Genomic DNA, 26253 nt, shown 5'->3' on the forward strand with positions numbered 1-26253 from the left:
GTCAGCGGGCGTTGAAGATCAGCACCGCATTGACCGGTACCGTGGGGTTGATGGACTTGAGCTTGGCGAACTTGCGCAGGGTTTCCAGCCCTGGCAGCAAAGCGAAGTCGTTGGCATTGAGGATCAGCGGCTCCAGGGTCACCACCTGAAAGCGCCGCTCATCGAGGCGGGTCGCCAGCAGCAGTGCGTTGTAGCTGTGCGACTGGCCATGCAGGCTGACGGTGAGCGGCAGGCGCAACTCGATCTGCGCACCGTTGGCCAGGTCGTTGATCGGGCGCAGGTCGATCTGCGCCTTGATCGTGGCTTCGGCGAAACGCTCGACCTCGAACAGGTCATCACGCATGCGCTCGTCGCGCAGCGGGATGCCGCTGCTGACCGAGTCCATCTCGATGCGCAGCGCCGCCGCGCCCTTGCGGTCCACCGAGCCATGCAACACCAGGAAGCGATGCACCTCGGCGGTGTCGCCGTTCTTGCCGCTGATGAACGACAGGCGTGACGATTCACCATCGAGGTGCCAGTTGGCGTGGGCGGGCAGACACAGGGCCAGCAGCAGGGCCGGCAGAAGACGGGGCAGCTTGAACATGACAGATCTCGTGAAACTTGACCGCCAACCTTAACCGCCCACCGTCATGGCAGCAAGCGGCAACCCTGCTGCGCGCCCTGCCAGGCCGCGCGGCTGCGCTGGCCCAGCCCGGCGGCGCTGACCCTGCGCTGTTGGCTGTCTTCTTCCAGCTCGCTCAAGGGTAGCCACTGTTTCACGTAGGCGCGGCAATACGCCTGCTCGAAGCCCATGACGAAGCGGCACGAGCAGTACTCCTTGGCCGAATATGCCGAAAGGATGCCGGGGAAATCCGCCAGCGCCTGGCGCTCCAGCCAGGCCCAGCCAAGCAGCGCGACAAGTGCCAGTAACGCCAGACGTTTCATGCGCCCTCCCCGGCCAGCGCCGCCAGCACCCGTTTGAGCAACTCGTTGTGGCTGTAGCTGCCATCGCGGTCATCGCCGTAGCGCACGATCACCAGCTGCTGCGCGGGCAGGATGTAGAGCGCCTGGCCCCAGTGGCCGAGCGCCGCGTAGGCATCTGCCGGGGCGTCGGGCCATGGCCGTGCAGCGCCTTGTGCGAGCGGCTGGTTGAGCCACCAATGGCCGCCAGGGTTGGCTTCGCCGGGGATGGCCTGGGCCTGGGTGAACACGGCGCGGTTGAACGCCATGAAACGCCTGGTGGCGGCCCTGCCCTTCGATGTGCGGGTGGTGGGCGAGCTGCCGAAGCGGCCGATGCTGTGGGTCAGCAACCATGTGTCGTGGGCCGACATTCCCCTGCTTGGCATGCTGCTGCCGTTGTCGTTCCTGTCCAAGGCCGAAGTGCGCCAGTGGCCGCTGGCCGGCTGGCTGGCGGAAAAGGCCGGCACGCTGTTCATACGCCGCGGCGGTGGCGACGGCCAGCGCCTGCGCGAGCAGATCGGGGCACAGCTGGGCCAGGCGCGGCCGCTGCTGATCTTCCCTGAAGGCACCACCACCGACGGGCGCCAGTTGCGTACCTTCCACGGCCGCTTGCTGGCCGGTGCCATCGACCGGGGTGTGGCCGTGCAGCCGGTGGCCATCCAGTACCTGCGCAACGGTGAGGCGGACCCGATCGCGCCGTTCATTGGCGACGATGACCTGGTTTCGCACCTGATGCGGCTGTTTGCGGCGCCTCGGGGTGAGGTGTGCATTGAGTTGCTGGCGCCGATCAGCAGTATTGGCAAAGAGCGGGCGGCGTTGGCGTTTCAGGCGCAGCAGGCCATTCACATGGCGTTGTTCGGGGTCGAGGATGTCGACGTGGCGCCGCGCCGGCAGGCGCGGGCTGCTTGATGGCGCTTGGCTGCGCTGGCCTCATCGCCGGCAAGCCGGCTCCCACAGGGATCTTCACAGGTTTCGGTATGATGTGGGAGCCGGCTTGCCGGCGATGAGGCCAAAGGATCAGCGCTCGGATACCCGCCCCGCCGCCGCAAATACCTGCAACTGCGGATAGAACTCGCGAAAATCCGCCAGCAGCGGCTCGTACAACCGCTCCAGCTCCCCCATCACTCCGCTCATCCCCTCCGGCCGCGACAAGCGCCGGGCAATCCCGTTGAACACCTGCTCCAGGGTGTCGAAATCGCCATACGCCCCCAGCCAGTCATCCGCCGCCATGAACGGCGCAATCCGCGCCAACCGCCCCGGCAACTCAGGCTCTGCCAGCAACACCCGGTAGAAGTCACCGGTGAACTGAGCCAGCGGCTGCTCGGCGTAATCGCCCCAATGCCGCGCCAGGCAATGGTCGAAGAACACATCCAGAACGATCCCGGCAAAGCGTCGCCGCTCCCTGGGAAAGCGCGCGAGCGCGGCCAGTACCAGGGGGTGCCGGTCGGTGTAGCTGTCGATGTGCCGGTGCAGCCGAATCGCCGCTTCAAGCTCTGGCGCAAAGCGCCCTTCCAGCGAGCCTTTGACGAAATCGCCATACAGGCTGCCAAGCAGTTGTTGCGGCGCGGGGCCGCCCAGGTGCAGGTGTGCGAGGTAGTTCATGCCCGCAGTCTAGCACCGGCAGCGTCAATATCGTTATAACGCGATATAGCGATTCGCGCTCAGCTCAGAGCCTATCGGTATTTCAATATCGCGAAATACCGATTTATATTTCGACCCATCGCGATATACCGGTACAACACGAGTGACAACCATGCCCCTCGATCTCGACGAAATCATCAAAGCCCTGGCCCACCCGGTGCGGCGCGAAATCCTGCACTGGCTGAAAGACCCGGCCACGCAGTTTCCCGACCAGCACCACAGCACCGAACAGGGCGTGTGTGCCGGGCAGATCGATCAGCGCTGCGGCTTGTCGCAGTCGACCGTTTCCGCCCACCTGGCGACCTTGCAACGGGCTGGCCTGATCAGCAGCCAGAAGGTCGGCCAATGGCACTTCTTCAAACGTAACGAAACCACTATCCAGGCATTTCTCGAACAACTGCGCCAAGCACTCTGACAAGGCAGGTAACTTTCATGACCACGCTTTTCGATCCGATCACGCTGGGCGACGTGCAACTGCCCAACCGCATCATCATGGCGCCGCTGACCCGCTGCCGCGCCGACGAGGGCCGGGTGCCCAACGCGCTTATGGCCGAATACTACGTGCAACGCGCCAGCGCCGGGCTGATCCTCAGCGAGGCGACCTCGGTGTCGCCCATGGGTGTGGGCTACCCGGACACGCCCGGTATCTGGAACGACCAGCAGGTACGCGGCTGGAACAACGTGACCAAGGCCGTGCACGCCGCTGGCGGGCGCATCTTCCTGCAGCTGTGGCACGTTGGCCGCATCTCCCACCCCAGCTACCTGAACGGCGAATTGCCGGTGGCGCCCAGCGCGATCCAGCCCAAGGGCCATGTCAGCCTGGTGCGCCCGATCACCGAGTACCCCACCCCACGTGCGCTGGAAACCGAAGAGATCGCCGACATCGTCGAGGCCTACCGCAGCGGCGCCGAAAACGCCAAGGCGGCGGGCTTTGACGGCGTGGAGATTCATGGCGCCAACGGCTACCTGCTCGACCAGTTCCTGCAGAGCAGCACCAACCAGCGCAACGACCGTTACGGTGGCTCGCTGGAAAACCGCGCGCGGCTGCTGCTGGAAGTGACCGATGCGGCCATCGAGGTATGGGGTGCCGGGCGTGTGGGCGTGCACCTGGCACCGCGTGCCGACTCGCATGACATGGGCGACGCCGACCGCGCCGAGACCTTCACCTACGTGGCGCGGGAGCTGGGCAAGCGTGGCATCGCCTTCATCTGCTCGCGGGAGAAGGAGGCCGATGACAGCATTGGCCCACTGATCAAGCAAGCGTTCGGCGGCCCGTACATCGTCAACGAACGGTTCGACAAGGCCAGTGCCAATGCGGCGTTGGCCAGTGGCCGGGCCGATGCGGTGGCGTTTGGCGTGCCGTTCATTGCCAACCCGGACCTGCCGGCGCGGCTCGCGGCCGATGCGCCGTTGAACCAGGCGCATCCGGAGACGTTCTATGGAAAGGGGCCGGTGGGGTATATCGATTATCCACGGCTGTAATCGCGAACGCGGGGGCCGCTTTGCGGTCCCTAGCACTTAAATGCCTTCACCTCAATGACGCCGCTGACTGGTATTTTTGATAGTTGTCGCTGCCTTTAATGACTCAGATAATCCAAACAAAGTATTGCAGGGTAATGGGTCATGTTCTATTTCTACCAACATACCGGCATGACCACACTGCTGGCTCCCGACAACCAGCTTTCTGTGTTACGCCCAGGCCTGCGGCCGGTGGCGCTCATCACTGACAACTGTCACCAGAAAACAGTGAGCTTACCCTGCTGCGACTTCCAACTTTCCTGCCTTTCACTTATCCAGGCCAGCGCCGTAACGGCGACGTGCTACGCGCCTTACGGCCATTCCTCATCCCCACCCGCCGTGGCATTCCAAGGAGAACACCCAGACGCCAATAATGGGAACTATCTTCTCGGCACGGGTTACCGCGCGCTGAACCCAGCATTGCGCAGATTCAATAGCCCAGACAATCTCAGCCCGTTCGGTCACGGAGGGATCAATGCTTACGCATTTGTTTCGGGAGACCCTATCAACTACAGCGACCCGAGTGGGCATGTCAGGGGGTTGGCACATCTCCATGTACCGGGGAAAACAAACACACGCAATGATCCGGGCCTGACTGTATTCACCCACAAGCATTTTACAGGCAAAAAAACGTTATATGTGATTGCTCACGGTAGTGGTAGCCAAGCCGTGGTCGGTGGAAAAAAACTCGCTAACAGCGAGTTGTTCAACAAGATCCACGAAGCCGTGCCTAACCTCAACGGCTACGAGGGTTTCGTCATGAATATCTGCACATCGGCTGATATCAACCCTGCGACAGGCACGTCACTTGGACAGGACTTTGCCAACCGCTTCAAACTCAAAGGCACCGCCTACCATGGAAATGTGAAGGGCAACCTCAATCTAACGCCAACCCCCAAAGGCGTTAGCGTTGATTACGAAGTCCATAAGAAAAACCACTTACGCCCCGGCGATCCTGGTTATGACAACTTTAATTACAGACCCGCCGTCATGACGCCTGATGTTACGAGCCAGGCCTCGGATCTGCGTACTTCGAGTACAAGACGATAACCCCCGTCAATGGCGGGCATTGATCTGCTGTTGCAGGTTCTGGATCTGGCTCTGCAGGGTGTTGAGGTTGCGCGTGGTCTGCCCACGAAACGCATCGAACTCCTGCACCGACGCACCGCCCGAATTGGCAGCCGGCCGGTTGTCAGCCTGGCTCTTCAACACCAGCACATCCTGCTCCAGGCTCTCGATGGCGGCCTTCTGGTTACCCTGCTTCTTCAACGCCGCCACTTCATCGTTCAGGCTCTTGAGCTGGCCATCGAGCTTGCCGCCATCGACTTGCGCCGACTTCAGTGCCGCCAGCTCGCCGTTCACCGCTTTGAGTTGCGCCTGTAACTGCGTCTGCAGCTCGGTCACCACCTTCTGCTGTTCACGGGTATCGGCCAGCACCTGCTCCAGGCGCTTGCCCAAATCGCCCGTCTGCCCGGCCACGCCTTGCTGCTGGGCGCCCTGCTCGGCCAGGCTGGCCTGCAGCTGGCGAATCTGCAGTTTCAGCGCCTCGCTGCCGGTATTGACCGTCGACTCGCTGGCCTCGACCTTGCCGCTGATGGCCTGCAGGCGCCCGGCGGCTTCCTCGCTGATGCGCGCGAAGCTTTCCTGGGTGGCCACCAACTGCTGCTCCATCAACGAAATCTGCTGGAAGCTCCACCAGCCCAGCCCCGCCAGGGCGATGAACGAAGCCCCCAGCAGCGCCCACAGCGGCGCCGTGCTGGCGGGCTTGGCGGCTTTCTGACGGCTGCGCGACACGTGCGCTGGCAGCAGTTCGTCGTCATCGGGGGTACCGGCCCGCAAGGTGGGCACATCGTCGAAATCGTCGTGAGCATCGTTACGCATAGGTGGGGTCAACCGCGGTAGTAGCAAAGAGGCATGAGTATAAACCGCTCGCGCGGCGCTCAGATGACCATCATCAACCGGCCAGGTTCACTGGCCGAGCGGCTGGTGCTTCCACCAGGCGCAGAATTCATCCAGCGCCGTCCACAGGCTGACCTTGGGCTGGTAGTCCAGGTACTGGCGGGCACGGCTGATGTCCAGGGTGAAATCGCGGCTCATCACCTGCATCCCCAGGCGCGACAGGGTTGGCTGCGGGCGCCCGGGCCAGAGCATGCAGGCGCCCTCGTTCAGCGCCGCCAGGCTGTAGGCCAGGCCGTAGGAGCGGTAACGGGTCACCTGGGGCAGGTGCATCTGGCGCATCACGTAGTTCACCACATCCCACAGCGGCAACGGGTGGCCGTTGCTGATGTTGTAGGCCTGGCCCAGGGCGCGGTCCTCGGCGAACAGGGCACTGAGCAACGCGTCGTTGAGGTTGTGCACGCTGGTGAAGTCGACCTTGTTCAGGCCGTTGCCGATGATCGAGACACGGCCCTTGCGCTGCATCTGCATCAAGCGCGGGAAGATGCTCGCATCGCCCGCCCCGGTGACGAAGCGCGGGCGCAGCGCCAGCACTTCCAGGCCGAATTCCTGGGCACCGAAGACCTTCTGCTCGGCCAGGTGCTTGGTCAGCGCGTAGTGGTCGTGGAAGCGGCGCGGCACCTGGTCTTCGCGAATATCCAGGCGCGAGCGGCCGTTGAAATAGATCGACGGCGACGACAGGTGCACCAGGCGCCGCACATGCTCCTTCAGGCACCCCTCGACGACGTTTTCGGTGACCACCACGTTGCCCTGGTGGAAGTCCTGGTAGCGCCCCCAGCTGCCCACCGCGCCCGCGCAGTGCACCACCGCCTCGACGCCCTGGCACAGGCGCCGGGCCAGTTCGGCATCGCCCAGGTCGCCGGGGATGAACTGCGCGCCGCGCTTGACCAGGTGCTCGACCCCCTCGGCGCGACGGCCGCTGACCCGCACGTCCAGGCCCTGCTCCAGGGCAAAGCGCGCAAAGCGCCCGCCAATGAAGCCGCTCGCGCCGGTGACCAGAATTCGCATGTATGACTCCGCCTTGATTTCAGATGCAACAGACGCCGACCGCGGCTACAAGGGCACCAGCCAATGCCGTGCCGTGTGCCGCAGGTGCTCGGTCAGTTGCGCGAGCAGTTGCCCGCCGTTGCGCCAATGATGCCAGTACAACGGCACGTCGATGGGAGTATCGGCGCAGATTTCCACCAACTGCCCGTTCGCCAGCTGCTCGCGGGCCTGCAACTCGGGCACCAGGCCCCAGCCCAGGCCCGCCTCGGTCATGCGCAGGAAGCCTTCGGACGAGGGGCACAGGTGGTGCAAGAAACCGTCCTGTATCCCCAGCGACGCCAGGTAACGGTGCTGCAGGAAATCGTCCGGGCCATAGACGATGGCCGGGGTGCGCGCCAGGCGCTGCACCTCGAAGCCCCTGGGGAAGTAGCGCGCCATGAACCCTGGGCTTGCCAGCGCCCGATAGCGCATGGCCCCCAGCGGCAGGCTGCGTGCCCCGGCCACCGGCCGCTCGCTGCCGCACAGGCAGGCCGCCACATCGCCCGCGCGCATGCGCTTGAGGCCGACCTCCTGGTCTTCCACCACCAGGTCGGTCAACAGATGATGCTCGGCGCAGAACACGCCCACCGCACCGGCCCACCAGGTGGCCAGGCTGTCGGCGTTGAGGGCGATGCGCAGGCGCTCGGGCATGCCCTCCTCGTCCAGGGCCGGCACCTGGCGCTGCAGGTCGCGCTCCAGCAGGCGCACCTGCTGCACATGGTTGAGCAGCTGGCGGCCCACCTCGGTCGGGCTCGGCGGCGCGGCGCGCACCAGCACCGGTTGGCCGACCCGCGCCTCGAGCAGCTTGATGCGCTGCGAGATAGCCGATTGCGACAGCCCCAGCACCTGCGCGGCGCGCTCGAAACCGCCTTGCTCGATCACCGCCGCGAGGGCGGCCAGCAGCTTGTAGTCGAACATCGATTTTCCTAATGACGGATCAGCGTTATTTGTTTTTCTTATACAGCGCCGATCCGCACAATGGCCACATCTTCTTTGGAGTACCTGCCATGTGGCAAAGCTATTTGAACGGCATGTTGGTGGCCTTCGGCCTGATCATGGCCATCGGCGCGCAGAACGCCTTCGTCCTCGCCCAGAGCCTGCGGCGTGAACACCACCTGCCGGTGGCCTTGCTGTGCATCGTTTGTGATGCCCTGCTGGTGGCGGCCGGGGTATTCGGCCTGGCCACGGTGCTGGCGCACAACCCGACGCTGCTGGCCATCGCCCGCTGGGGCGGCGCGGTGTTCCTGATCTGGTACGGCGCCAAGGCGCTGCGCAGCGCCTGCTCCAAACAGAGCCTGCAGCACCAGCAAGGCCAGGGCGTGCGCTCGCGCCGCGCGGTGCTGCTCAGCGCCTTGGCGGTGACCCTGCTCAACCCCCATGTGTACCTGGACACGGTGCTGCTGATCGGCTCGCTCGGCGCCCAGCAAACCGTGCCTGGCGCCTATGTGGCCGGTGCCGCCAGTGCCTCGGCGCTGTGGTTCACCACCCTGGCATTAGGGGCTGCGTGGCTGGCGCCATGGCTGGCCCGCCCGGCCACCTGGCGCATGCTCGACCTGATGGTGGCAGTGATGATGTTCGCCGTTGCCGCGCAGCTGATCTTCACCTGAGCTGCCACCCGTCGGCGTTCGCCAAGCGCTCTGGAACCTCTATTCCCTATCTTTGTTGCGTGGTTATGCGCCGGGGCTGGTGCTATGATCCAGCCCTTGCGTCGCAAAGAGTACAAACTCGCCGACGCACCTAGGGCCGCCCGTGATCGGCCTTGCGCAAACCGCGAACTAGACCTGAATCAGGAGATCCACCATGGCTTTTGAATTGCCGCCGCTGCCATACGCCCACGATGCTCTGCAGCCGCACATCTCCAAGGAAACCCTGGAGTATCACCACGACAAGCACCACAACACCTATGTCGTGAACCTGAACAACCTGGTCCCAGGCACCGAGTTCGAAGGCAAGACCCTGGAAGAGATCGTCAAGACCTCTTCGGGCGGCATCTTCAACAACGCCGCTCAAGTCTGGAACCACACCTTCTACTGGAACTGCCTGGCGCCAAACGCCGGTGGCCAGCCGACCGGTGCCCTGGCTGACGCCATCAACGCTGCGTTCGGTTCCTTCGACAAGTTCAAGGAAGAGTTCACCAAGACTTCGGTTGGCACCTTCGGTTCCGGCTGGGGCTGGCTGGTGAAGAAAGCCGACGGTTCCCTGGCCCTGGCCAGCACCATCGGCGCCGGCTGCCCGCTGACCAGCGGCGACACCCCGCTGCTGACCTGCGACGTCTGGGAACACGCCTACTACATCGACTACCGCAACCTGCGTCCCAAGTACGTCGAGGCGTTCTGGAACCTGGTCAACTGGAAGTTCGTTGCCGAGCAGTTCGAAGGCAAAACCTTCAAGGCCTGATGCGTTCAGCCTTGATCGAAAAACCCGGCCTTGCGCCGGGTTTTTTTATGGCTTGGAAGTTGGCAGCGGCAGTTTGCCCAGCGCTCTTGCTCCCCCCGCATAGCACGCTAACATCAAACGTCTGGACATTCGCCACGGCGTTCTCAAGTTGCACGGTCAGGCAACCGATACACTGCTCAGGAGAGCCGCGCGGCCGATAGTGTATTGCCGACGTTGATGGCAAAATGATGCCACTGGCATGGATTAAGGAAACCCCATTGAAGCTGGAATTGCGCAACAGCTTGTCGGTCAAGTTGCTCAGGGTCGTGCTCCTTTCGGCGCTGGCGGTCGGTGTCGTGCTCAGTTGCGCGCAGATCGTCTACGACACCTACAAGACCCGCCAGGCCGTCAACAATGACGCCCAGCGCATCCTCGACATGTTCCGCGACCCCTCTACCCAGGCGGTGTACAGCCTCGACCGGGAAATGGGCATGCAGGTGATGGAAGGCCTGTTCCAGGACGAATCGGTACGCCAGGCCTCCATCGGCCACCCCAACGAAACCATGCTTGCGGAAAAATCACGCCCGCTGCAGGACATGTCCATGCGCTGGCTGACCGACCTGATCCTCGGCCAGGAACGCACCTACACCATCCAGCTGGTCGGCCGCGGCCCCTACAGCGAGTACTACGGCGACCTGAGCATCACCCTCGACACCGCCGCCTACGGTGAAGACTTCCTGGTCAACGCCATCATCATCTTCATCTCCGGCGTGCTGCGCGCCCTGGCCATGGGCCTGGTGCTGTACCTGGTGTACCACTGGCTGCTGACCAAACCGCTGTCCAAGATCATCGAGCACCTTACCCAGATCAACCCCGACCGCCCCAGCCAGCACCAGATCCCGCTGCTAAAGGGCCACGAGAAGAACGAGCTGGGTATCTGGGTCAATACCGCCAACCAGCTGCTGGCCTCGATCGAACGCAACACCCACCTGCGCCACGAGGCCGAGAACAGCCTGCAGCGCATGGCCCAGTACGACTTCCTCACCGGCCTGCCCAACCGCCAGCAACTGCAGGAGCAGCTCGACAAGATCCTCGCCGACGCCGGCCGCCTGCAGCACCGCGTGGCCGTGCTGTGCGTTGGCCTGGACGATTTCAAGGGCATCAACGAGCAGTTCAGCTACCAGGTGGGCGACCAGTTGCTGCTGGCCCTGGCCGACCGCCTGCGGGCCCACAGCGGCCGGCTGGGCGCCCTGGCACGGCTGGGCGGCGACCAGTTCGCGCTGGTGCAGGCCAACATCGAACAGCCCTACGAAGCGGCGGAGCTGGCGCAGAGCATCCTCGACGATCTCGAGGCGCCGTTCGGCCTCGACCACCAGCAGATCCGCCTGCGCGCCACCATCGGCATCACCCTGTTCCCCGAAGATGGCGACAGCACCGAAAAGCTGCTGCAAAAGGCCGAGCAGACCATGACCCTGGCCAAGGCGCGCTCGCGCAACCGCTACCAGTTCTACATCGCCAGCGTCGACAGCGAAATGCGCCGGCGCCGCGAGCTGGAAAAGGACCTGCGCGAGGCCTTGCCGCGCAACCAGCTGTACCTCGTCTACCAACCGCAGATCAGCTACCGCGACCATCGCGTGGTCGGGGTCGAGGCGCTGCTGCGCTGGCAGCACCCGGAGCTGGGCATGGTCCCGCCCGACCAGTTCATCCCGCTGGCCGAGCAGAACGGCAGCATCATCAGCATCGGCGAATGGGTGCTCGACCAGGCCTGCCGGCAGCTGCGCGAATGGCACGACCTGGGCTTCAGCGAACTGCGCATGGCGGTCAACCTGTCCACCGTGCAACTGCACCACAACGAGCTGCCACGGGTGGTCAACAACCTGCTGCAGGCCTACCGCCTGCCCACCCGCAGCCTGGAGCTGGAAGTGACCGAAACCGGCCTGATGGAAGACATCAGCACCGCCGCCCAGCACCTGTTGAGCCTGCGCCGCTCGGGGGCGATGATCGCCATCGACGACTTCGGCACCGGCTACTCGTCGCTGAGCTACCTCAAATCGCTGCCGCTGGACAAGATCAAGATCGACAAGAGCTTCGTCCAGGACCTGCTCGACGACGATGACGACGCCACCATCGTTCGCGCCATCATCCAGCTGGGCAAGAGCCTGGGCATGCAGGTGATCGCCGAGGGCGTGGAAACCGCCGAGCAGGAAAGCTACATCATCGCCCAGGGTTGCCACGAGGGTCAGGGCTACCACTACAGCAAGCCGCTGTCGGCGCGCGAGCTGACGCATTTTCTCAAGCAGGCGCAGCGCAACCAGGTGTCGGCGCTGTAACCCTGCCCTGCCGCTTACAAGCCATGACGCGCATTTACATGAATTGCGCGTCTGGCCCCTTTACAGCAAATGCAAATCTTTCGCATGATGTTGCGGTTTCGCGTGCCACGGCGCACGGCATAACCCTTGGTCCAACCACACGACGCAGGAAAACCAATAATGATTCGTATGCCTCTGGCTTCCGCCAGTCTGCTGGCCATCGCCATCGCCCTCGCCGGTTGCGGCGAAGGCAAGGATGACAAGGCCGCCGCCCCGCAAGCTCAGGCACCTGCTGCCGCCAGCACCACCGCCGCGGCGCCTGGGGCTGTCGACGAAGCGGCCGGCAAGGCCGTGGTCAAGCATTACACCGACATGGTCTACGCCGTGTACAGCGACTCGCTGAGCACCGCCAAGACCCTGCAGAGCGCCATCGACGCCTTCCTCGCCAAGCCCAACGACGACACCCTCAAAGCCGCCAAGGCTGCCTGGGCCGCCGCACGCGTACCGTACCTGCAGAGCGAGGCGTTCCGCTTCGGCAACACCATCATCGACGACTGGGAAGGCCAGGTGAACGCCTGGCCCCTGGACGAAGGCCTGATCGACTACGTCGACCAGAGCTACGAGCACGCCCTGGGCAACCCGGCTGCCAGCGCCAACATCATCGCCAACACCGAGATCCAGGTCGGCGAAGAGAAGGTCGACGTCAAGGACATCACCCCGGAGAAACTGGCCAGCCTCAACGAGCTGGGCGGCTCCGAAGCCAACGTCGCCACCGGCTACCACGCCATCGAATTCCTGCTCTGGGGCCAGGACCTCAACGGCACCGGCCCAGGCGCGGGCAACCGCCCAGCGTCCGACTACCTCGAAGGCCAAGGCGCCACCGGCGGCCACAACGACCGTCGCCGCGCCTACCTGAAGGCGGTGACTGACCTGCTGGTCAAGGACCTCGAAGAGATGGTCGGCAACTGGGCACCGAACGTCGCCGACAACTACCGCGCCACCCTGGAAGCCGAGCCTGTGGCCGACGGCCTGCGCAAGATGCTGTTCGGCATGGGCAGCCTGTCGCTGGGCGAACTGGCCGGCGAGCGCATGAAAGTTTCGCTGGAAGCCAACTCGCCGGAAGACGAGCAGGACTGCTTCAGCGACAACACCCACTACTCGCACTTCTACGACGCCAAGGGCATCCGCAACGTCTACCTGGGCGAGTACACCCGTGTCGACGGCAGCAAGATGACCGGCCCGAGCCTGTCGTCGCTGGTGGCCAAGGCCGATCCTGCAACCGACGCTACCCTGAAGGCCGACCTGGAAAACACCGAGGCGAAGATCCAGGTGATCGTCGACCACGCCCTCAAGGGCGAGCACTACGACCAGCTGATCGCCGCCGACAACGCGGCCGGCAACCAGATCGTGCGCGACGCCATCGCCTCGCTGGTCAAGCAGACCGGTGCCATCGAGCAGGCGGCAGGCAAGCTGGGCATTGCCAACCTGAACCCGGATACCGCCGACCACGAATTCTGATTCGGGCGGTTGTGGTTGTGAAAGAGGCGGCCTTCGGGCCGCCTTTTTTCTGTGCCGGCCCCGCGAAAAGGCCGAAGAAGGCCATGAAAATGCTGGCATTTTCACAACCTTTTCACCCAGGTAATTGCAAATTGCTCTTATTCAAATATCGCCAGCCTGCTAAGCTTGCACGCCGGTTTTTCGTCCACGCCCAGGATTTTGCATGTCCTCGTCGCTGTCCCGACTTTCCCCCTTGCTGCTGACCCTCGCCCTCGCCGCCTGTGACGACGCACCGCGTTTCACCCAGGCCGAGCCCGGCGAAGCGTTGTCCGGTGGCCAGGCGACCGTGCAGCGCAGCGACCGCAATGCCTTTTCCCTGCCCTCGGCCAACCTGTCGCCCGAGCGGCGCCTGGACTTTGCCGTGGGCAACAGTTTCTTTCGCAGCCCTTGGGTGATCGCGCCCTCCACCACCACCGCGCGCGACGGCCTCGGCCCACTGTTCAACACCAACGCCTGCCAGAACTGCCATGTGCGTGATGGCCGCGGCCACCCGCCCGAGCCCGGCGACAGCAACGCGGTGTCGATGCTGGTGCGCCTGTCGATCCCTGACCAGCCGTACCTGGCCAAGGAAATCGAACGCCTGGGCGTGGTCCCCGAGCCGGTCTACGGCACCCAGCTGCAGGACATGGCCATCCCAGGCGTTGCGCCCGAGGGCAAGGTGCGGGTGACCTACACCACGCAAACCGTGGCCTTCAAGGACGGCCACCCGGTCGAACTGCGCCGCCCGACCTTGCAGATCACCCAGCTCGGCTACGGCCCGATGCACCCCGACACCCGTTTCTCGGCCCGCGTGGCGCCGCCGATGATCGGCCTGGGCCTGCTCGAAGCCATCCCCGAAGCCGACATCCTGGCCAACGAAGACCCCGATGACCGCAACCGCGACGGCATTCGTGGCCGCGCCAACCGGGTGTGGGACGACGCCCAGGGCAAGACCGTGGTCGGCCGCTTCGGCTGGAAGGCCGGGCAGCCCAACGTCAACCAGCAGAACGTGCACGCCTTTGCCGGCGACATGGGCCTGACCAGCACCCTGCAACCCAAGGACGACTGCACCCCGGCCCAGGCTGCCTGCCTGGCGGCGCCCAACGGCGACGGTGCAGGTGACGAAAAGGAAGTCAGCGACAACATCCTGCGCCTGGTCACCTTCTACACCCGCAACCTCGGCGTGCCGGCCCGGCGCGACGTGGGTGCGCCGCAGGTGCTGGCGGGCAAGAACCTGTTCTTCCAGGCCGGCTGCCAGGGCTGCCACACCCCGCAGTTCACCACCGCCCGCGATGCCGCCGAGCCCGAGCTGGCCGGGCAGGTGATCCGCCCCTACAGCGACCTGCTGCTGCACGACATGGGCCCGGGCCTGGCCGACGAGCGCACCGAATTCGCCGCCAACGGCCAGGACTGGCGCACGCCACCGCTGTGGGGCATCGGCCTGACCCAGGCGGTCAGTGGCCACACCCAGTATCTGCATGACGGCCGCGCCCGCGACCTGCTCGAAGCCGTGCTCTGGCACGGCGGCGAAGCCCAGGCGGCGCGCGACCATGTATTGACCTTCAATGCCGAGCAGCGCGCCGCGCTGCTGGCGTTCCTGAACTCACTTTAAAACGCGCAAGGAGCCGGGCATGTTCCGACCCAAACTGTTGTTCACCAGCCTCGCCGCACTCGCTCTCGGTGCCTGCTCGCCCCAGGACCCGCAGGCCGTGACTTCCGCCGCCATCGCCAAGCAGGTGATCCTGCCGACCTACAGCCGCTGGGTCGAAGCCGACCGCCAGCTGGCCAGCAGCGCCCTGGCCTACTGCGAAGGCAAGGCCAGCCTGGAAACCGCGCGCGCCGACTTCCTCAACGCTCAGAAAGCCTGGGCCGAGCTGCAGCCCTTGCTGGTCGGCCCGCTGGCCGAAGGCAACCGTGCCTGGCAAGTGCAGTTCTGGCCCGACAAAAAGAACCTGGTCGGCCGCCAGGTCGAGCAGCTGGTCAATGGCGACAAGCCGGTCGACGCCACCGCCCTGGGCAAGGCCAGCGTGGTCGTGCGCGGCCTCTCGGCCTACGAGTACATCCTCTTCGACAGCAAGCCGGACATCGCCACCGCCGAGCAGAAGGCCCGCTACTGCCCGCTGCTGGTGGCCATCGGTGAGCACCAGAAGGCACTGGCCGAAGACATCCTCAAGAGCTGGAACAGCACCGACGGCATGCTCTCGCAGATGACCAAGTTCCCCAACCAGCGCTACGCCGATTCCCACGAAGCGATCGCCGACCTGCTGCGTGCCCAGGTCACCGCCCTGGACACCCTGAAGAAGAAACTCGGCGCGCCGATGGGCCGCCAGAGCAAGGGCATCCCGCAGCCGCTGCAGGCCGAAGCCTGGCGCAGCCACTCCTCGCTCAAGAGCCTGGAAGCCAGCCTCAAGGCCGCCCAGGCGGTCTGGGTCGGCGTCGACAACCAGGGCCTGCGCGGCCTGCTGGGCAGCGATCAGAAAGCCCTGGCGCAAAAAATCGACGACGCCTACGCTAGCGCCCTCAAGCTGTTGGCCGACAACCAGAAGTCGCTGGGCGAGCTGCTGGCCGACGACGCCGGGCAACAGAGCCTGAACCAGATCTACGACGCGCTGAACACCGTGCACCGCCTGCATGAGGGCGACCTGGCCAAGGCGCTGAACATCCAACTGGGCTTCAATGCCAACGACGGTGACTGACCATGCTGCGACGCCAGGCAATCAAACTCGGTAGCGTATTGCTCAGCGCCCTGACCCTGGGTGGCTGGAGCCTGTTTCGCAACAAAGGCAGCGAACCCCTGCTGCTGTCGGCGCGTGACGATGGCGACGGCAAGCATTACGCGGTCGGGTTCCGCCTGGACGGCAGCCAGGTGTTCAGCACCCAGGTGGCCCAGCGTTGCCATGCCATCATCAACCACCCGAGCCTGCCGATCGCCCTGTTCGTCGCACGCCGCCCCGGTACCGAAAGCTACCTGGTCGACCTGCGTGACGGGCGCCTGCTGCAGACCATCACCTCGCAGCCGAACCGGCACTTCTATGGCCATGCGGTGATCCACAGCGGCGGTGAATGGCTGTACGCCACCGAGAACGACACCACCGACCCTGGCCGGGGCGTATTGGGCGTGTACCGCTTCGAGGGCGAGCGCCTGGTGCACACCGGCGAGATCCCGACCCACGGCATCGGCCCCCACGAAGTGGCCTGGCTGCCCGACGGCGAAACCCTGGTGGTGGCCAACGGTGGCATCCGCACCGAGGCCGAAAGCCGGGTCGAGATGAACCTTGACGCCATGCAGCCAAGCCTGGTGCTGATGCAGCGCGACGGCACCCTGCTGAGCAAGGAAACCCTGGCCCAGCAGATGAACAGCGTGCGCCACCTGGCGGTGGGCAGCGACGGTACCGTGGTGGCCTGCCAGCAGTTCATGGGCGATGCCGACGAAACCGCCGAGCTGCTGGCGATCAAGCGCCCGGGCGAGCCGTTCAAGGCCTTCCCGGTGGCGGAGCGGCAACTGCAGTCGATGGCCCAGTACACCGCCAGCGTGGCCCTGCACAGCGACCTGCGCCTGGTGGCGCTGACCGCACCGCGGGCCAACCGGCTGTTCATCTGGGACCTGGACAGCGGCGCGGTGAAGCTCGATGCACCGATGCCGGACTGCGCCGGCGTGGGCGCGGTGAAGGATGGTTTCGTGGTCACTTCCGGGCAGGGGCGCTGCCGCTTCTATGATTGCCGCAAGGCCGAATTGATCGGGCAACCGATGAACCTGCCTTCCGGGTTCTGGGACAACCACCTGCACCTGGCCTGACCCGTTGGCTGCCTGAACGGGCCCTATCGCCGGCAAGCCGGCGATAGCGCCCTTACAGCCAATACATCTCCCATCCTGGCAAAAACAGTCAATACTTCCCCCATCCACACGTGGGCAGGATCGCCCGTTGTCGTGCCACCACGAATAACAATCACGTATCCAAGGAACCGGACTTATGCTGCGCCGCCGCATGCTCATCATGTTGGCCGTCGTCGTGCTGATCGTGCTGGCCCTGGGGGGCTACAAGGCATTCTCGATCTACCAGCAGATCCAGATGTTCAGCGCCCCGAGGCCACCCATCACCGTGGCCGCGGCCCTGGCTGAAGAACGCCAGTGGCAGGAACGCCTGCCCGCCGTCGGCAGCCTCAAGGCCCTGCAAGGCGTCGAGCTGAGCCTGGAGGTCGAAGGGATCGTCAAGTCGTTGCACTTCGACTCCGGGCAGAAGGTCAAGGCCGGGCAGTTGCTGCTGCAGCTCAACGACGACCAGGAAAGCGCCTTGCTCGGCACCGCCCAGGCCGACCTGGGCCTGGCCAAGGTCGACTTCGGCCGCGGCAGCCAGCTGGTTGGCGACTCGGCCATCTCGCGCGGCGAGTACGACCGCCTCACCGCCCAGTACCGGCGCAACCAGGCCGTGGTCGACCAGCTCAAGGCATCGAAGACCAAGAAGAGCATCAGTGCCCCGTTCAGCGGCACCATCGGCATCCGCCAGGTGGATGTCGGCGACTACCTGGCGGCGGGCGCGGTGATCGCCACCTTGCAGGACCTGTCCAGCCTGTATGTCGATTTCAACGTGCCGGAGCAGGCCCTGCCGCAGCTGAGCCTTGGCCAGCAGGTGCAAGTGCAGGTGGCCGCGTATCCGGGCCAGACCTTCGCCGCCAGCCTCAGCGCGATCAACCCCAAGGTCGAGGAAAGCACCCGCAACCTGCTGGTCCGCGCGACCATGGCCAACCCCGACGGCAAGCTGCTGCCGGGCATGTTCGCCAACCTGCTGGTGCTGCTGCCCGACCCGCGCCCGCAAGTGGTGGTGCCGGAAAGCGCCATCACCTACACCCTGTATGGCAACTCGGTGTATGTCGCCACGCCCAAGCAGGACAAGGACGGCAAAGCGCTGACGGACGACCAGGGCCACGCCCAGCTCATTGCCGAACAACGCACCGTGCAGACCGGCGAGCGCCGCGATGGCGTGGTGGTGGTCAGCAAGGGGCTCAAGGCCGGCGAGCAGGTGGTGACCGCCGGGCAGCTCAAACTCACCCCCGGCGCGGCCATCCGCATCGGCCAGGACAATGCGCTCAAGCCCCAGCAGGGCTCCCCGCGCGCGGACTGACCAGGAGGCAGGCATGGCATTCACCGACCCGTTCATCCGCCGCCCGGTGCTGGCCAGCGTGGTCAGCCTGCTGATCCTGCTGCTGGGCTTCCAGGCCTGGAGCAAGCTGCAGATCCGCCAGTACCCGCAGATGGAAAACGCCCTGATCACGGTGACCACCGCCTACCCCGGGGCCAACGCCGAAACCATCCAGGGCTACATCACCCAGCCGCTGCAACAGAGCCTGGCCAGCGCCGAAGGCATCGACTACATGACCTCGGTGAGCCGGCAGAACTTCTCGATCATTTCCATCTATGCGCGGATCGGCGCCGACAGCGACCGGCTGTTCACCGAGCTCTTGGCCAAGGCCAACGAGGTGCGCAACCAGCTGCCGCAAGATTCCGAGGACCCGGTACTGAGCAAGGAAGCCGCCGACGCCTCGGCGCTGATGTACATCAGCTTCTACAGCAAGGAAATGAGCAACCCGCAGATCACCGACTACCTGTCCCGGGTGATCCAGCCCAAGCTGGCTACCCTGCCCGGCATGGCCGAGGCGGAAATCCTCGGCAACCAGGTGTTTGCCATGCGCATCTGGATCGACCCGGTAAAGCTCGCAGGCTTTGGCCTCTCGGCCACAGACGTGACCAGCGCCGTGCGCCGCTACAACTTCCTTTCCGCGGCCGGTGAGGTGAAAGGCGAGTACGTGGTCACCAGCATCAATGCCAGCACCGAGCTCAAGTCGGCCGAGGCCTTTGCCGCCCTGCCGGTCAAGACCACCGGCGACAGCCGGGTGCTGCTGGGCGATGTGGCGCGGGTCGAGATGGGCGCGGAGAACTACGACACGGTCAGCTCGTTCGACGGCATCCCGTCGGTCTATATCGGCATCAAGGCCACCCCTGCCGCCAACCCGCTGGAGGTGATCAAGGAGGTGCGGCGGATCATGCCGGAGCTCGAGAGCCAGCTGCCGTCGGCGCTGAAGGTGTCGATCGCCTACGACGCCACGCTGTTCATCCAGGCCTCCATCGACGAAGTGATCAAGACCCTGGGCGAGGCGGTGCTGATCGTCATCGTGGTGGTGTTCCTGTTCCTTGGCGCCCTGCGCTCGGTGCTGATCCCGGTGGTGACCATTCCGTTGTCGATGATCGGCGTGCTGTTCTTCATGCAGATGATGGGCTATTCGCTGAACCTGCTGACACTGCTGGCGATGGTGCTGGCGATCGGCCTGGTGGTGGACGATGCCATCGTCGTGGTGGAGAACATCCACCGGCACATGGAAGAAGGCAAATCGCCGTTCGACGCCGCCCTTGAAGGCGCCCGGGAAATCGCCATGCCGGTGGTGTCGATGACCATCACCCTGGCGGCGGTGTACGCGCCGATCGGTTTTCTCACCGGGCTCACCGGCGCCCTGTTCAAGGAGTTCGCCTTGACCCTGGCCGGCGCGGTGGTGATCTCGGGCATCGTCGCCCTGACCTTGTCGCCGATGATGTGCGCCCTGCTGCTGCGCCGGGAGCAGAACCCCAGCGGCCTGGCCCACCGCCTCGACCAGCTGTTCGAGCGCCTGAAAGTACGCTACCAGCGCATCCTCCACGCCACCCTGGACAGCCGCCCGGTGGTGCTGGTGTTCGCGGTGATCATCCTGTGCCTGATCCCGCTGCTGCTCAAGTTCACCCAGAACGAACTGGCACCGAACGAGGACCAGGGGGTGATCTTCATGATGAGCAGTTCACCGCAGCCGGCCAACCTCGACTACCTCAATGCCTACACCGACCAGTTCACGCCGCTGTTCAAGGCCTTCCCCGAGTATTACTCATCGTTCCAGATCAACGGCTTCAATGGCGTGCAAAGCGGTATCGGCGGCTTTTTGCTCAAGCCCTGGAACGAGCGCGACCGCACGCAGATGGAGCTGCTGCCGCAGGTGCAAGCCAAGCTCGAGGAAATTGGCGGGCTGCAGATCTTCGGCTTCAACCTGCCGTCGCTACCCGGTACGGGCGAGGGCCTGCCGTTCCAGTTCGTGATCAACACCGCTGGCGACTACCCGGCCCTGCTGGAAGTGGCCCAGCGGGTCAAGGAGCGTGCCCAGGCCTCGGGCAAGTTCGCCTTCCTCGACATCGACCTGGCCTTCGACAAACCCGAGGTGGTGGTCGACATCGACCGCGCCAAGGCCGCGCAGATGGGCGTGTCCATGGACACCCTGGGCTCAACCCTGGCGACCTTGCTGGGTGAGGCCGAGATCAACCGCTTCACCCTCGAAGGGCGCAGCTACAAGGTGATTGCCCAGGTCGAGCGGCCCTACCGCGACAGCGCCGGCTGGCTCAACAGCTACTACGTCAAGAACGACCAGGGCCAGTTGCTGGCGCTGTCGACGCTGATCAGCCTCAGCGAGCGCGCCCGCCCGCGCCAGCTCAACCAGTTCCAGCAGCTGAACTCGGCGATCATCCAGGGCGTGCCGATGGTCAGCATCGGCGAAGCGCTGCAGACCGTGACCGATATCGCCCGCGAGGAAGCGCCGGAGGGCTTCTCGTTCGATTACGCCGGGGCCGCGCGCCAATATGTGCAGGAAGGCAGTGCGCTGTGGGTGACCTTCGGCCTGGCGCTGGCGATCATCTTCCTGGTGCTGGCCGCCCAGTTCGAAAGCTTCCGCGACCCGCTGGTGATCCTGGTAACGGTGCCGCTGTCGATCTGCGGGGCGCTGTTGCCGTTGTTCCTGGGCATTTCCAGCATGAACATCTACACCCAGGTGGGGTTGGTGACGCTGATCGGCTTGATCAGCAAGCACGGCATCCTGATCGTCGAGTTTGCCAACCAGTTGCGCGAGGAAAAGGGCCTGGGCGTGCGCGAGGCCATCGAGGAAGCGGCGGCCATTCGCCTGCGGCCGGTGCTGATGACCACGGCGGCGATGGTGTTTGGCATGGTACCGCTGATTCTGGCGACAGGTGCGGGGGCGGTGAGCCGGTTTGATATCGGTACGGTGATCGCGACCGGGATGTCGATCGGGACCTTGTTCACCTTGTTCGTGTTGCCGTGCATCTACACGCTGTTGGCGCACAAGGCGGTGGCCAGGGAGACTGCCGCCGCCTGATCTGGCCCTATCGCCGGCAAGCCGGTTCCCACACTGGAGGCGCATGCTGAACCTGTGGGAGCCGGCTTGCCGGCGATAGGGCCGCCACCAATACAAAGGCCCCGCAATAGCGGGGCCTCGGTTTGCTCGAGCCAGGCTCAGCCGAACGGCCGCAACCCTTGGTGCATGCCGAACAGGAACAGCAGCAGGTCCTCGTCCGCACGGGCCTGCGCATGCGCCTGCTTGACGACCCGTGGCACTGCGCACTGGTCCGCCATGTCGGCCTTGCTGAATACCACTGGCCGTGGCTCTTCCCAGGCAGCTACCGCCGCCGTGGTCACAGCCAACCCAGCCACCAGGAATAAAGCTCGAGCGATTTCTAGTTTCATTGCCCTAACCCTTTGACAGCGCTGCCAAACGCCATCTGGTAAAAATAGAGCAGCGATTGCCATTCCGCGTCATTGAGCGACGAATGGCGGCGCAGCTGGCGAAGGTCATTACCCGCCGCGCGCTGACAACTGATGCGCCGGCGGCATTTTTCAAGATCGAGCAAGGCAACCTCGACCCGGGCCTGTTCGCCCTCGCCGATCACCTTGATAAACACGTGCTTGCCATACAGGCAACCATGCTGCCAATGCCCCAGGTGCATGCGCGCCAGGTTGTCGGCCAGATCCTTGAGCATGCGCTCGTGCACCACCTGCGGGTAACGTTCGCGGGCGCCTTCGGCGTGCCAGGTGTCGAGTTCGACGAAACCGTCCAGCGCCTCGCTGACCAGCAGCGCACGCCATTGCTTGTCGGCATCACGCTCGGCGCCACAAAAGACGATGCGCGGCACCCGCACGCCCAGCTGTTCGCAGCTGGTCAGCGCATCGAGTTCGCGCAGCACGGTCGGCCGGCCGAACGGGTGCAGCAGGCTGCGGTAGATATGCCCGACCTGGCGCTTGGCATACAGCAGCTTGCCATTGCCATCGTCGAGCCGTTGCACGCCACTTTCACCGCCGCGCCGCTGGTTGGGCTCCTCGACCCATTCGCCCTGCTGGCGCCAGTAATAATCGAACCGTGACTCGTCACGCTGGGCTACAGCCATCAAACACTACCCCTTACGTAATACATAAACCCGCCACATGGCATAGAACGGCAGGAAGTCGAGGCGTTCCTGGATCCTGAAGCCGGCGGCCTTGAATTCTTCTTCAACTGTCTCTGCCGGTAACACAAAACGGTTCTGGTAACTGTCCGGCTCGGCCCTGGCGCTGCGCCGCTGCTCGAGCTTCTTGCGCCGCCAAGCCTTGAAGTTACCATCGACCCACAATGACAGGATTACGCTGTCGCGGCTAACCCTTTGGAATTCCGAGAGAATTGTCTTGCGGTGGGCCGCTTCGCCAATGTGGTGGAACAGCCGCATGCAGAAAATGCTGTCGACCGAGTTGTCGGGCAGGTCGATGGCAAATGCCGATGTCTGCAAAGGCCGTACCCGAGCCACCACTTCCGGCGGTTGAGCGGCACAGGCTGTCTCGATCATCGCCTCGGAGTTGTCGGCGCCGATGATCACCCGGTTCGGCTTTTCGGCCAACAGCGGCCAGAAGCGGCCAGCACCGCAAGGCAGGTCAAGCACCAACCCCGGCTCTCCCGCCAGCGCCAGGGCACGGCGCGCCAGTTGCTCGTCGCGGCTGTGCGACAGGCGACGGGCCAGGCCATCCTGGTGCTTGAGGAAGTACTCCTGAGCATGTTGCTGGTCGTACTTCTCGGAAAATTCGAGTTTGATCGGGCTACGCATTGGGCATCTCCTGGCTCCATTGCGCTTACCTTAAGTAGCCAAGCGTGGGCAACAGGTTATGCCAATGTGAAAAAAATGTTATCGGCCGAGCGACATGTTTCAGCTCATTTCTAAAGCGCCGTGGGGTCGATTTTCTCCGAACTCTGGCTGAGGTCGACCTGGAAGCGGCAGCCATGGGGCGCCGTCGAAGTCAGCGTGACGCGCCAGCCCTGGTCATCGCAAATACGTTGCACCAACGAAAGGCCCAGGCCCAGGCCCTCGCCACGCCGCTCATCACCGCGCACGAAGGGTTGGAACATGGCTTCGCGCTGCTCCTCGGGGATGCCCACGCCGCTGTCTTCCACCGTGAAGCCCGTGGGTTGCAGGCTCAGCCGGATGTAGCCGCCGTCGGTGTAGTGCGCGGCGTTGCGCAGCAGGTTACCCATCACCGATTGCAGGAAGGTGGCGTTGTACAACAGGGGGCCGGCACTGACCCGGCCGTCGTAATACAGGGTCAGGCCCTTCTGTTCGATGGTGTCGCGCCACACGCCGATCAGGTCGTCGGCCACCTCGCGCAGGTTGGCCTGGGACGCCACCGCGCCCTGGTCGCGCTGGGCACGGGCGAGCATCAGGAAGGTCTTGACCAGCTCGCGCATTTCTTCGGTGGCACGGGCAATGCGCTCTACCTGGCTGCGCGCACGGGTATCCAGGCCTGGGTTTTCCATCAGCAGTTCGCACGAGGTGGCCAGCACCATCAGCGGCGTGCGCAATTCGTGGCTGACGTCGCTGGTGAACAGCCGCTCGCGGGTCAGGGCATCGCGCAGGCGGCCGAGGGTATCGTCGAAGGCCACGGCCAGCTGGCCGACTTCGTCGGCCGCGTAATCCGGCGCCAGCGGCGGCGCCAGGCCGAGCAGCTGGTCGCGGTGACGCACCTGGCGGGCCAGGCGGATGACCGGCGCCATCACCCGACGGGCCAGCAGCCAACCCAGCACCACGGCCAGCACCAGGCTGAGCACAAAGCCCACCACGACCACGGCGAACAACACCCGCTCGCGCTCTTCAAAATCGCTCTGGTCCTGCAGCAGCACGTAGCGCCGGCCATCCACGATCTCGACCATGGCGTGGTAGGACAGCTGATCGCGAAACACTTCATGGAAGCCGACATCGAGGTGGCGCAGGTCTTTGGGCAGCTCGAAGTCGTCACGCCCACCGCTGAAGTAGAACAGCTGGTCAGGCCGCGGCCGATGGCTCCAGTCGCTGACGCTGTCCATGCGCAACAGGCGCTGCAGGTCACCGCCCAGCACCGAGGAGATCAAGCGCTCCTCCACCAGGTGCACGGTGGCGACGATGCCGAAGGCGAAGGCCCCTGCCACCAAAGCGCTCATCAGCGCAAAGGCGATGATGATGCGCTGTGCAAGGCTTTGCTTAAACTCCATCGCGACCCTCGGCGAGGCGATAGCCGACGCCATGGACGGTATGCAGCAGCGGTTTTTCGAACGGTTTGTCGATCACCTGGCGCAGCTGGTGCACATGGCTGCGCAGGCTGTCGCTGTCTGGGCAGTCGTCGCCCCACAGGGCTTCTTCCAGCACTTCGCGGCGCAGCACGTGCGGGCTCTTCTGCATCAGCACGGCCAGTAGCTTCAGGCCAACCGGGTTGAGCTTGAGCAGGCGGCCCTGGCGAGTCACCTCGAGGGTGTCGAGGTCGTAGCTCAGGTCGGCGACCTGCAGGGTACGGCGGCCGCCGCCCTGGGCACGGCGCAGTACCGCTTCGATGCGCGCGGCCAGCTCCGAAAGCGCGAATGGCTTGAGCAGGTAGTCGTCGGCACCGGAGCGGAAGCCCTGCAGGCGGTCGTCGAGCTGGTCGCGGGCGGTGAGCATGATCACCGGGGTGTCGCGACGGGCGTCTTCGCGCAGGCGCTTGCACAGGGTGTAGCCATCGATGCCGGGCAGCATGATGTCGAGCACGATCAGGTCGTAGTGCTCGGTGGCGGCCAGGTGCAGGCCGGACAGGCCGTCCTGGGCGCAGTCGACCGTGTAGCCTTTCATGCCCAGGTAATCGGCCAGGTTGGCGAGGATATCGCGGTTGTCTTCAACCAAAAGAATGCGCATCGGGTTCTCCTGTGCGGCGCTTCGCGGGGTGCGCGGCAGGCGCAGCTTAAGGCCATCGCCCGCACTGTGCCACCCCCAAGGCAAATTCAGCGAAGTTGACAGTTTTTTCACTGATCCTTCACGGACACAGGATAGCGGGCACTCGACAATGCCCGGTCTTTTTCGCGTGCTGGAGTCGTCATGCAACCTCCCCTTCGTCCTCGTCCGATCAACTACTGGCTGTACCTTGGTATTCCGCTGGCCACGGCAGTGGCCTTGATCCTGCTCGAACTGACGTCGGTCGACATGGACGTGGCCAACTTGTTCTTCGATCGAACGGCCGGCGAGTTCATCGGCCGCCACAGTTATTTGCTGGAAAACATCCTGCACGATCGCGTCAAGGAAGTGGTGATCCTGCTTGGCCTGCTGTCAGTGGCCGCGTTCGCTGCGAGCTTCTACTGGAAGCGCCTGTACGGCTGGCGCCGCGAGCTGGGTTGCCTGGTGCTGGCGCTGGGCCTGTCCACCGCGTTTGTCACGCCGCTGAAAAAGGTTACCCAGGTGCAGTGCCCGTGGAGCCTGACCCAGTTCGGCGGCAAGGAAACCTACAGCAAGCTGCTGGAACCGCGCCCGGCCACCAACAAGCCTGGCATGTGCTGGCCAGGTGGGCATGCGGCAACCGGCTTCTGCCTGTTCGGGCTGTTCTTCATGTTGCGTGACCGCCGGCCGCGCCTGGCACGGGTGGCGTTCGGGGTGGCGCTGGTGGCCGGTTCGGTGCTGTCGGTCAGCAGGATGATGCAGGGCGCGCACTTTCTTTCGCACAACATCTGGACGGCGGTGTTCTGCTGGCTGATCGGTTTGGGGTCGTACTACCTGATTCTCTACCGACGCGGCATGGTGCAAGTACCTGTAGCCGAGCGCAGTGTGGCCTGAGCCTTATCTGCAGTAACGAAAAAG

Annotated in this window: 24 protein-coding genes and 2 pseudogenes; 14 read left to right on the forward strand and 12 right to left on the reverse strand. The window is 64.5% G+C overall.

From position 1 onward, the window contains the following. Position 1 precedes the first annotated feature (1 nt). The 3 genes and pseudogenes from ACIPG5_RS12910 to ACIPG5_RS12920 all read right to left on the reverse strand — a co-directional run. Positions 2–583, reverse strand: coding sequence for a YceI family protein (locus ACIPG5_RS12910; RefSeq protein ID WP_401375417.1), 582 nt, complete (start codon positions 581–583; stop codon positions 2–4). Positions 584–627: 44 nt separating this feature from the next. Next, on the reverse strand, positions 628–924 hold the full coding sequence (locus ACIPG5_RS12915; RefSeq protein WP_176511892.1) for an amidase: 297 nt from the start codon (positions 922–924) through the stop codon (positions 628–630). Beyond that, positions 921–1217 (reverse strand): annotated as a pseudogene (locus tag ACIPG5_RS12920) (serine hydrolase); the annotation flags it as partial. The pseudogene ACIPG5_RS12920 and the gene ACIPG5_RS12915, both read right to left, overlap by 4 nt. On the opposite strand from ACIPG5_RS12920, the pseudogene ACIPG5_RS12925 reads away from it, so the two are divergent. Beyond that, positions 1207–1848, forward strand: a pseudogene (locus tag ACIPG5_RS12925) (lysophospholipid acyltransferase family protein); the annotation flags it as partial. The pseudogenes ACIPG5_RS12920 and ACIPG5_RS12925 sit on opposite strands and share 11 nt — an antisense overlap. Before the next feature lie 108 nt (positions 1849–1956). On the opposite strand, the gene ACIPG5_RS12930 reads toward ACIPG5_RS12925, so the two are convergent. Further along, positions 1957–2541: an ACP phosphodiesterase gene (locus ACIPG5_RS12930; protein WP_176511897.1), complete on the reverse strand. Its 585-nt coding sequence runs from the start codon at positions 2539–2541 to the stop codon at positions 1957–1959. A gap of 151 nt (positions 2542–2692) precedes the next feature. Between ACIPG5_RS12930 and ACIPG5_RS12935 the strand changes: the two genes are divergently transcribed. The 3 genes from ACIPG5_RS12935 (at position 2693) to ACIPG5_RS12945 (ending at position 5148) form a co-directional block, all read left to right on the forward strand. Beyond that, a complete protein-coding gene (locus ACIPG5_RS12935) occupies positions 2693–2995 on the forward strand; it encodes a helix-turn-helix transcriptional regulator (RefSeq protein ID WP_176511898.1) in 303 nt (100 codons plus the stop codon). 17 nt (positions 2996–3012) lie between these two features. After that, a complete protein-coding gene (locus ACIPG5_RS12940; protein ID WP_286913203.1) occupies positions 3013–4062 on the forward strand; it encodes an alkene reductase in 1050 nt (349 codons plus the stop codon). 141 nt (positions 4063–4203) lie between these two features. Next, entirely contained in the window at positions 4204–5148 is a 945-nt protein-coding gene (locus tag ACIPG5_RS12945; RefSeq protein ID WP_401375421.1) for an RHS repeat-associated core domain-containing protein, read from the forward strand. 6 nt (positions 5149–5154) lie between these two features. On the opposite strand, the gene ACIPG5_RS12950 is transcribed toward ACIPG5_RS12945, so the two are convergent. The 3 genes from ACIPG5_RS12950 to ACIPG5_RS12960 form a co-directional block, all read right to left on the reverse strand. Then, positions 5155–5979 carry an ATPase gene (locus tag ACIPG5_RS12950; protein WP_176511900.1) on the reverse strand — a complete coding sequence of 275 codons (825 nt, stop codon included), beginning with the start codon at positions 5977–5979 and terminating at the stop codon, positions 5155–5157. Between the two features lie 87 nt (positions 5980–6066). After that, positions 6067–7062 (reverse strand): NAD(P)-dependent oxidoreductase, encoded by a 996-nt coding sequence (locus tag ACIPG5_RS12955; RefSeq protein WP_286913201.1) that lies wholly within the window; start codon positions 7060–7062, stop codon positions 6067–6069. 45 nt (positions 7063–7107) lie between these two features. Next, positions 7108–7998 (reverse strand): LysR family transcriptional regulator ArgP, encoded by an 891-nt coding sequence (locus ACIPG5_RS12960; protein WP_176511902.1) that lies wholly within the window; start codon positions 7996–7998, stop codon positions 7108–7110. An 89-nt stretch (positions 7999–8087) separates the two neighbouring features. Between ACIPG5_RS12960 and ACIPG5_RS12965 the strand changes: the two genes are divergently transcribed. From ACIPG5_RS12965 to ACIPG5_RS13005, 9 genes are all read left to right on the forward strand, one after another. Continuing rightward, on the forward strand, positions 8088–8687 hold the full coding sequence (locus tag ACIPG5_RS12965) for a LysE/ArgO family amino acid transporter (protein ID WP_176511903.1): 600 nt from the start codon (positions 8088–8090) through the stop codon (positions 8685–8687). 193 nt (positions 8688–8880) lie between these two features. Next, positions 8881–9477 (forward strand): superoxide dismutase, encoded by a 597-nt coding sequence (locus ACIPG5_RS12970; RefSeq protein ID WP_054899300.1) that lies wholly within the window; start codon positions 8881–8883, stop codon positions 9475–9477. 257 nt (positions 9478–9734) lie between these two features. Further along, positions 9735–11786 (forward strand): bifunctional diguanylate cyclase/phosphodiesterase, encoded by a 2052-nt coding sequence (locus ACIPG5_RS12975; RefSeq protein WP_176511905.1) that lies wholly within the window; start codon positions 9735–9737, stop codon positions 11784–11786. 159 nt (positions 11787–11945) lie between these two features. Then, the gene (locus tag ACIPG5_RS12980; protein ID WP_176511906.1) at positions 11946–13283 is read left to right on the forward strand and encodes an imelysin family protein; all 1338 of its coding nucleotides are present in this window, start codon (positions 11946–11948) and stop codon (positions 13281–13283) included. A 202-nt stretch (positions 13284–13485) separates the two neighbouring features. Next, complete coding sequence (locus ACIPG5_RS12985; RefSeq protein WP_314617874.1) at positions 13486–14913, forward strand: di-heme oxidoredictase family protein; 1428 nt, start codon at positions 13486–13488, stop codon at positions 14911–14913. 19 nt (positions 14914–14932) lie between these two features. Then, entirely contained in the window at positions 14933–15997 is a 1065-nt protein-coding gene (locus ACIPG5_RS12990; RefSeq protein ID WP_401375429.1) for an imelysin family protein, read from the forward strand. A gap of 2 nt (positions 15998–15999) precedes the next feature. After that, entirely contained in the window at positions 16000–17097 is a 1098-nt protein-coding gene (locus tag ACIPG5_RS12995; protein WP_286913195.1) for a DUF1513 domain-containing protein, read from the forward strand. Positions 17098–17272: 175 nt separating this feature from the next. Then, positions 17273–18421 (forward strand): efflux RND transporter periplasmic adaptor subunit, encoded by a 1149-nt coding sequence (locus ACIPG5_RS13000; RefSeq protein WP_401375433.1) that lies wholly within the window; start codon positions 17273–17275, stop codon positions 18419–18421. Positions 18422–18434: 13 nt separating this feature from the next. Beyond that, a complete protein-coding gene (locus ACIPG5_RS13005; RefSeq protein ID WP_401375436.1) occupies positions 18435–21479 on the forward strand; it encodes a multidrug efflux RND transporter permease subunit in 3045 nt (1014 codons plus the stop codon). Positions 21480–21616: 137 nt separating this feature from the next. Here ACIPG5_RS13005 and ACIPG5_RS13010 read toward each other — a convergent pair whose 3' ends face one another. The 5 genes from ACIPG5_RS13010 to colR all read right to left on the reverse strand — a co-directional run bounded on the left by ACIPG5_RS13010 (position 21617) and on the right by colR (position 25320). Beyond that, complete coding sequence (locus ACIPG5_RS13010) at positions 21617–21847, reverse strand: hypothetical protein (RefSeq protein WP_176512430.1); 231 nt, start codon at positions 21845–21847, stop codon at positions 21617–21619. Beyond that, complete coding sequence (locus tag ACIPG5_RS13015; protein ID WP_176512428.1) at positions 21844–22545, reverse strand: lipopolysaccharide kinase InaA family protein; 702 nt, start codon at positions 22543–22545, stop codon at positions 21844–21846. Before ACIPG5_RS13015 ends, ACIPG5_RS13010 begins: the two co-directional genes overlap by 4 nt. Before the next feature lie 6 nt (positions 22546–22551). Beyond that, positions 22552–23232 carry a class I SAM-dependent methyltransferase gene (locus ACIPG5_RS13020; protein WP_176512427.1) on the reverse strand — a complete coding sequence of 227 codons (681 nt, stop codon included), beginning with the start codon at positions 23230–23232 and terminating at the stop codon, positions 22552–22554. A 110-nt stretch (positions 23233–23342) separates the two neighbouring features. Continuing rightward, a complete protein-coding gene (locus ACIPG5_RS13025) occupies positions 23343–24647 on the reverse strand; it encodes a HAMP domain-containing sensor histidine kinase (protein ID WP_176512425.1) in 1305 nt (434 codons plus the stop codon). Continuing rightward, on the reverse strand, positions 24637–25320 hold the full coding sequence (gene colR, locus ACIPG5_RS13030) for a two-component system response regulator ColR (RefSeq protein WP_003255215.1): 684 nt from the start codon (positions 25318–25320) through the stop codon (positions 24637–24639). Before colR ends, ACIPG5_RS13025 begins: the two co-directional genes overlap by 11 nt. Before the next feature lie 180 nt (positions 25321–25500). On the opposite strand from colR, the gene ACIPG5_RS13035 reads away from it, so the two are divergent. Then, positions 25501–26229 carry a phosphatase PAP2 family protein gene (locus ACIPG5_RS13035; protein WP_176512423.1) on the forward strand — a complete coding sequence of 243 codons (729 nt, stop codon included), beginning with the start codon at positions 25501–25503 and terminating at the stop codon, positions 26227–26229. The last annotated feature ends 24 nt before the right edge of the window (positions 26230–26253 follow it).

Source organism: Pseudomonas sp. NPDC087029, from assembly GCF_044745345.1.
Lineage (GTDB): Bacteria > Pseudomonadota > Gammaproteobacteria > Pseudomonadales > Pseudomonadaceae > Aquipseudomonas > Aquipseudomonas faucium.

Bases quoted from the DNA above. Each gene is read 5' to 3' on its own strand.
- ACIPG5_RS12910 (WP_401375417.1), bottom strand. From the start codon at position 583: ATGTTCAAGCTGCCCCGTCTTCTGCCGGCCCTGCTGCTGGCCCTGTGT.
- ACIPG5_RS12915 (WP_176511892.1), bottom strand. From the start codon at position 924: ATGAAACGTCTGGCGTTACTGGCACTTGTCGCGCTGCTTGGCTGGGCC.
- ACIPG5_RS12930 (WP_176511897.1), bottom strand. From the start codon at position 2,541: ATGAACTACCTCGCACACCTGCACCTGGGCGGCCCCGCGCCGCAACAA.
- ACIPG5_RS12935 (WP_176511898.1), top strand. From the start codon at position 2,693: ATGCCCCTCGATCTCGACGAAATCATCAAAGCCCTGGCCCACCCGGTG.
- ACIPG5_RS12940 (WP_286913203.1), top strand. From the start codon at position 3,013: ATGACCACGCTTTTCGATCCGATCACGCTGGGCGACGTGCAACTGCCC.
- ACIPG5_RS12945 (WP_401375421.1), top strand. From the start codon at position 4,204: ATGTTCTATTTCTACCAACATACCGGCATGACCACACTGCTGGCTCCC.
- ACIPG5_RS12950 (WP_176511900.1), bottom strand. From the start codon at position 5,979: ATGCGTAACGATGCTCACGACGATTTCGACGATGTGCCCACCTTGCGG.
- ACIPG5_RS12955 (WP_286913201.1), bottom strand. From the start codon at position 7,062: ATGCGAATTCTGGTCACCGGCGCGAGCGGCTTCATTGGCGGGCGCTTT.
- ACIPG5_RS12960 (WP_176511902.1), bottom strand. From the start codon at position 7,998: ATGTTCGACTACAAGCTGCTGGCCGCCCTCGCGGCGGTGATCGAGCAA.
- ACIPG5_RS12965 (WP_176511903.1), top strand. From the start codon at position 8,088: ATGTGGCAAAGCTATTTGAACGGCATGTTGGTGGCCTTCGGCCTGATC.
- ACIPG5_RS12970 (WP_054899300.1), top strand. From the start codon at position 8,881: ATGGCTTTTGAATTGCCGCCGCTGCCATACGCCCACGATGCTCTGCAG.
- ACIPG5_RS12980 (WP_176511906.1), top strand. From the start codon at position 11,946: ATGATTCGTATGCCTCTGGCTTCCGCCAGTCTGCTGGCCATCGCCATC.
- ACIPG5_RS12985 (WP_314617874.1), top strand. From the start codon at position 13,486: ATGTCCTCGTCGCTGTCCCGACTTTCCCCCTTGCTGCTGACCCTCGCC.
- ACIPG5_RS12990 (WP_401375429.1), top strand. From the start codon at position 14,933: ATGTTCCGACCCAAACTGTTGTTCACCAGCCTCGCCGCACTCGCTCTC.
- ACIPG5_RS12995 (WP_286913195.1), top strand. From the start codon at position 16,000: ATGCTGCGACGCCAGGCAATCAAACTCGGTAGCGTATTGCTCAGCGCC.
- ACIPG5_RS13000 (WP_401375433.1), top strand. From the start codon at position 17,273: ATGCTGCGCCGCCGCATGCTCATCATGTTGGCCGTCGTCGTGCTGATC.
- ACIPG5_RS13005 (WP_401375436.1), top strand. From the start codon at position 18,435: ATGGCATTCACCGACCCGTTCATCCGCCGCCCGGTGCTGGCCAGCGTG.
- ACIPG5_RS13010 (WP_176512430.1), bottom strand. From the start codon at position 21,847: ATGAAACTAGAAATCGCTCGAGCTTTATTCCTGGTGGCTGGGTTGGCT.
- ACIPG5_RS13015 (WP_176512428.1), bottom strand. From the start codon at position 22,545: ATGGCTGTAGCCCAGCGTGACGAGTCACGGTTCGATTATTACTGGCGC.
- ACIPG5_RS13020 (WP_176512427.1), bottom strand. From the start codon at position 23,232: ATGCGTAGCCCGATCAAACTCGAATTTTCCGAGAAGTACGACCAGCAA.
- ACIPG5_RS13025 (WP_176512425.1), bottom strand. From the start codon at position 24,647: ATGGAGTTTAAGCAAAGCCTTGCACAGCGCATCATCATCGCCTTTGCG.
- colR (WP_003255215.1), bottom strand. From the start codon at position 25,320: ATGCGCATTCTTTTGGTTGAAGACAACCGCGATATCCTCGCCAACCTG.
- ACIPG5_RS13035 (WP_176512423.1), top strand. From the start codon at position 25,501: ATGCAACCTCCCCTTCGTCCTCGTCCGATCAACTACTGGCTGTACCTT.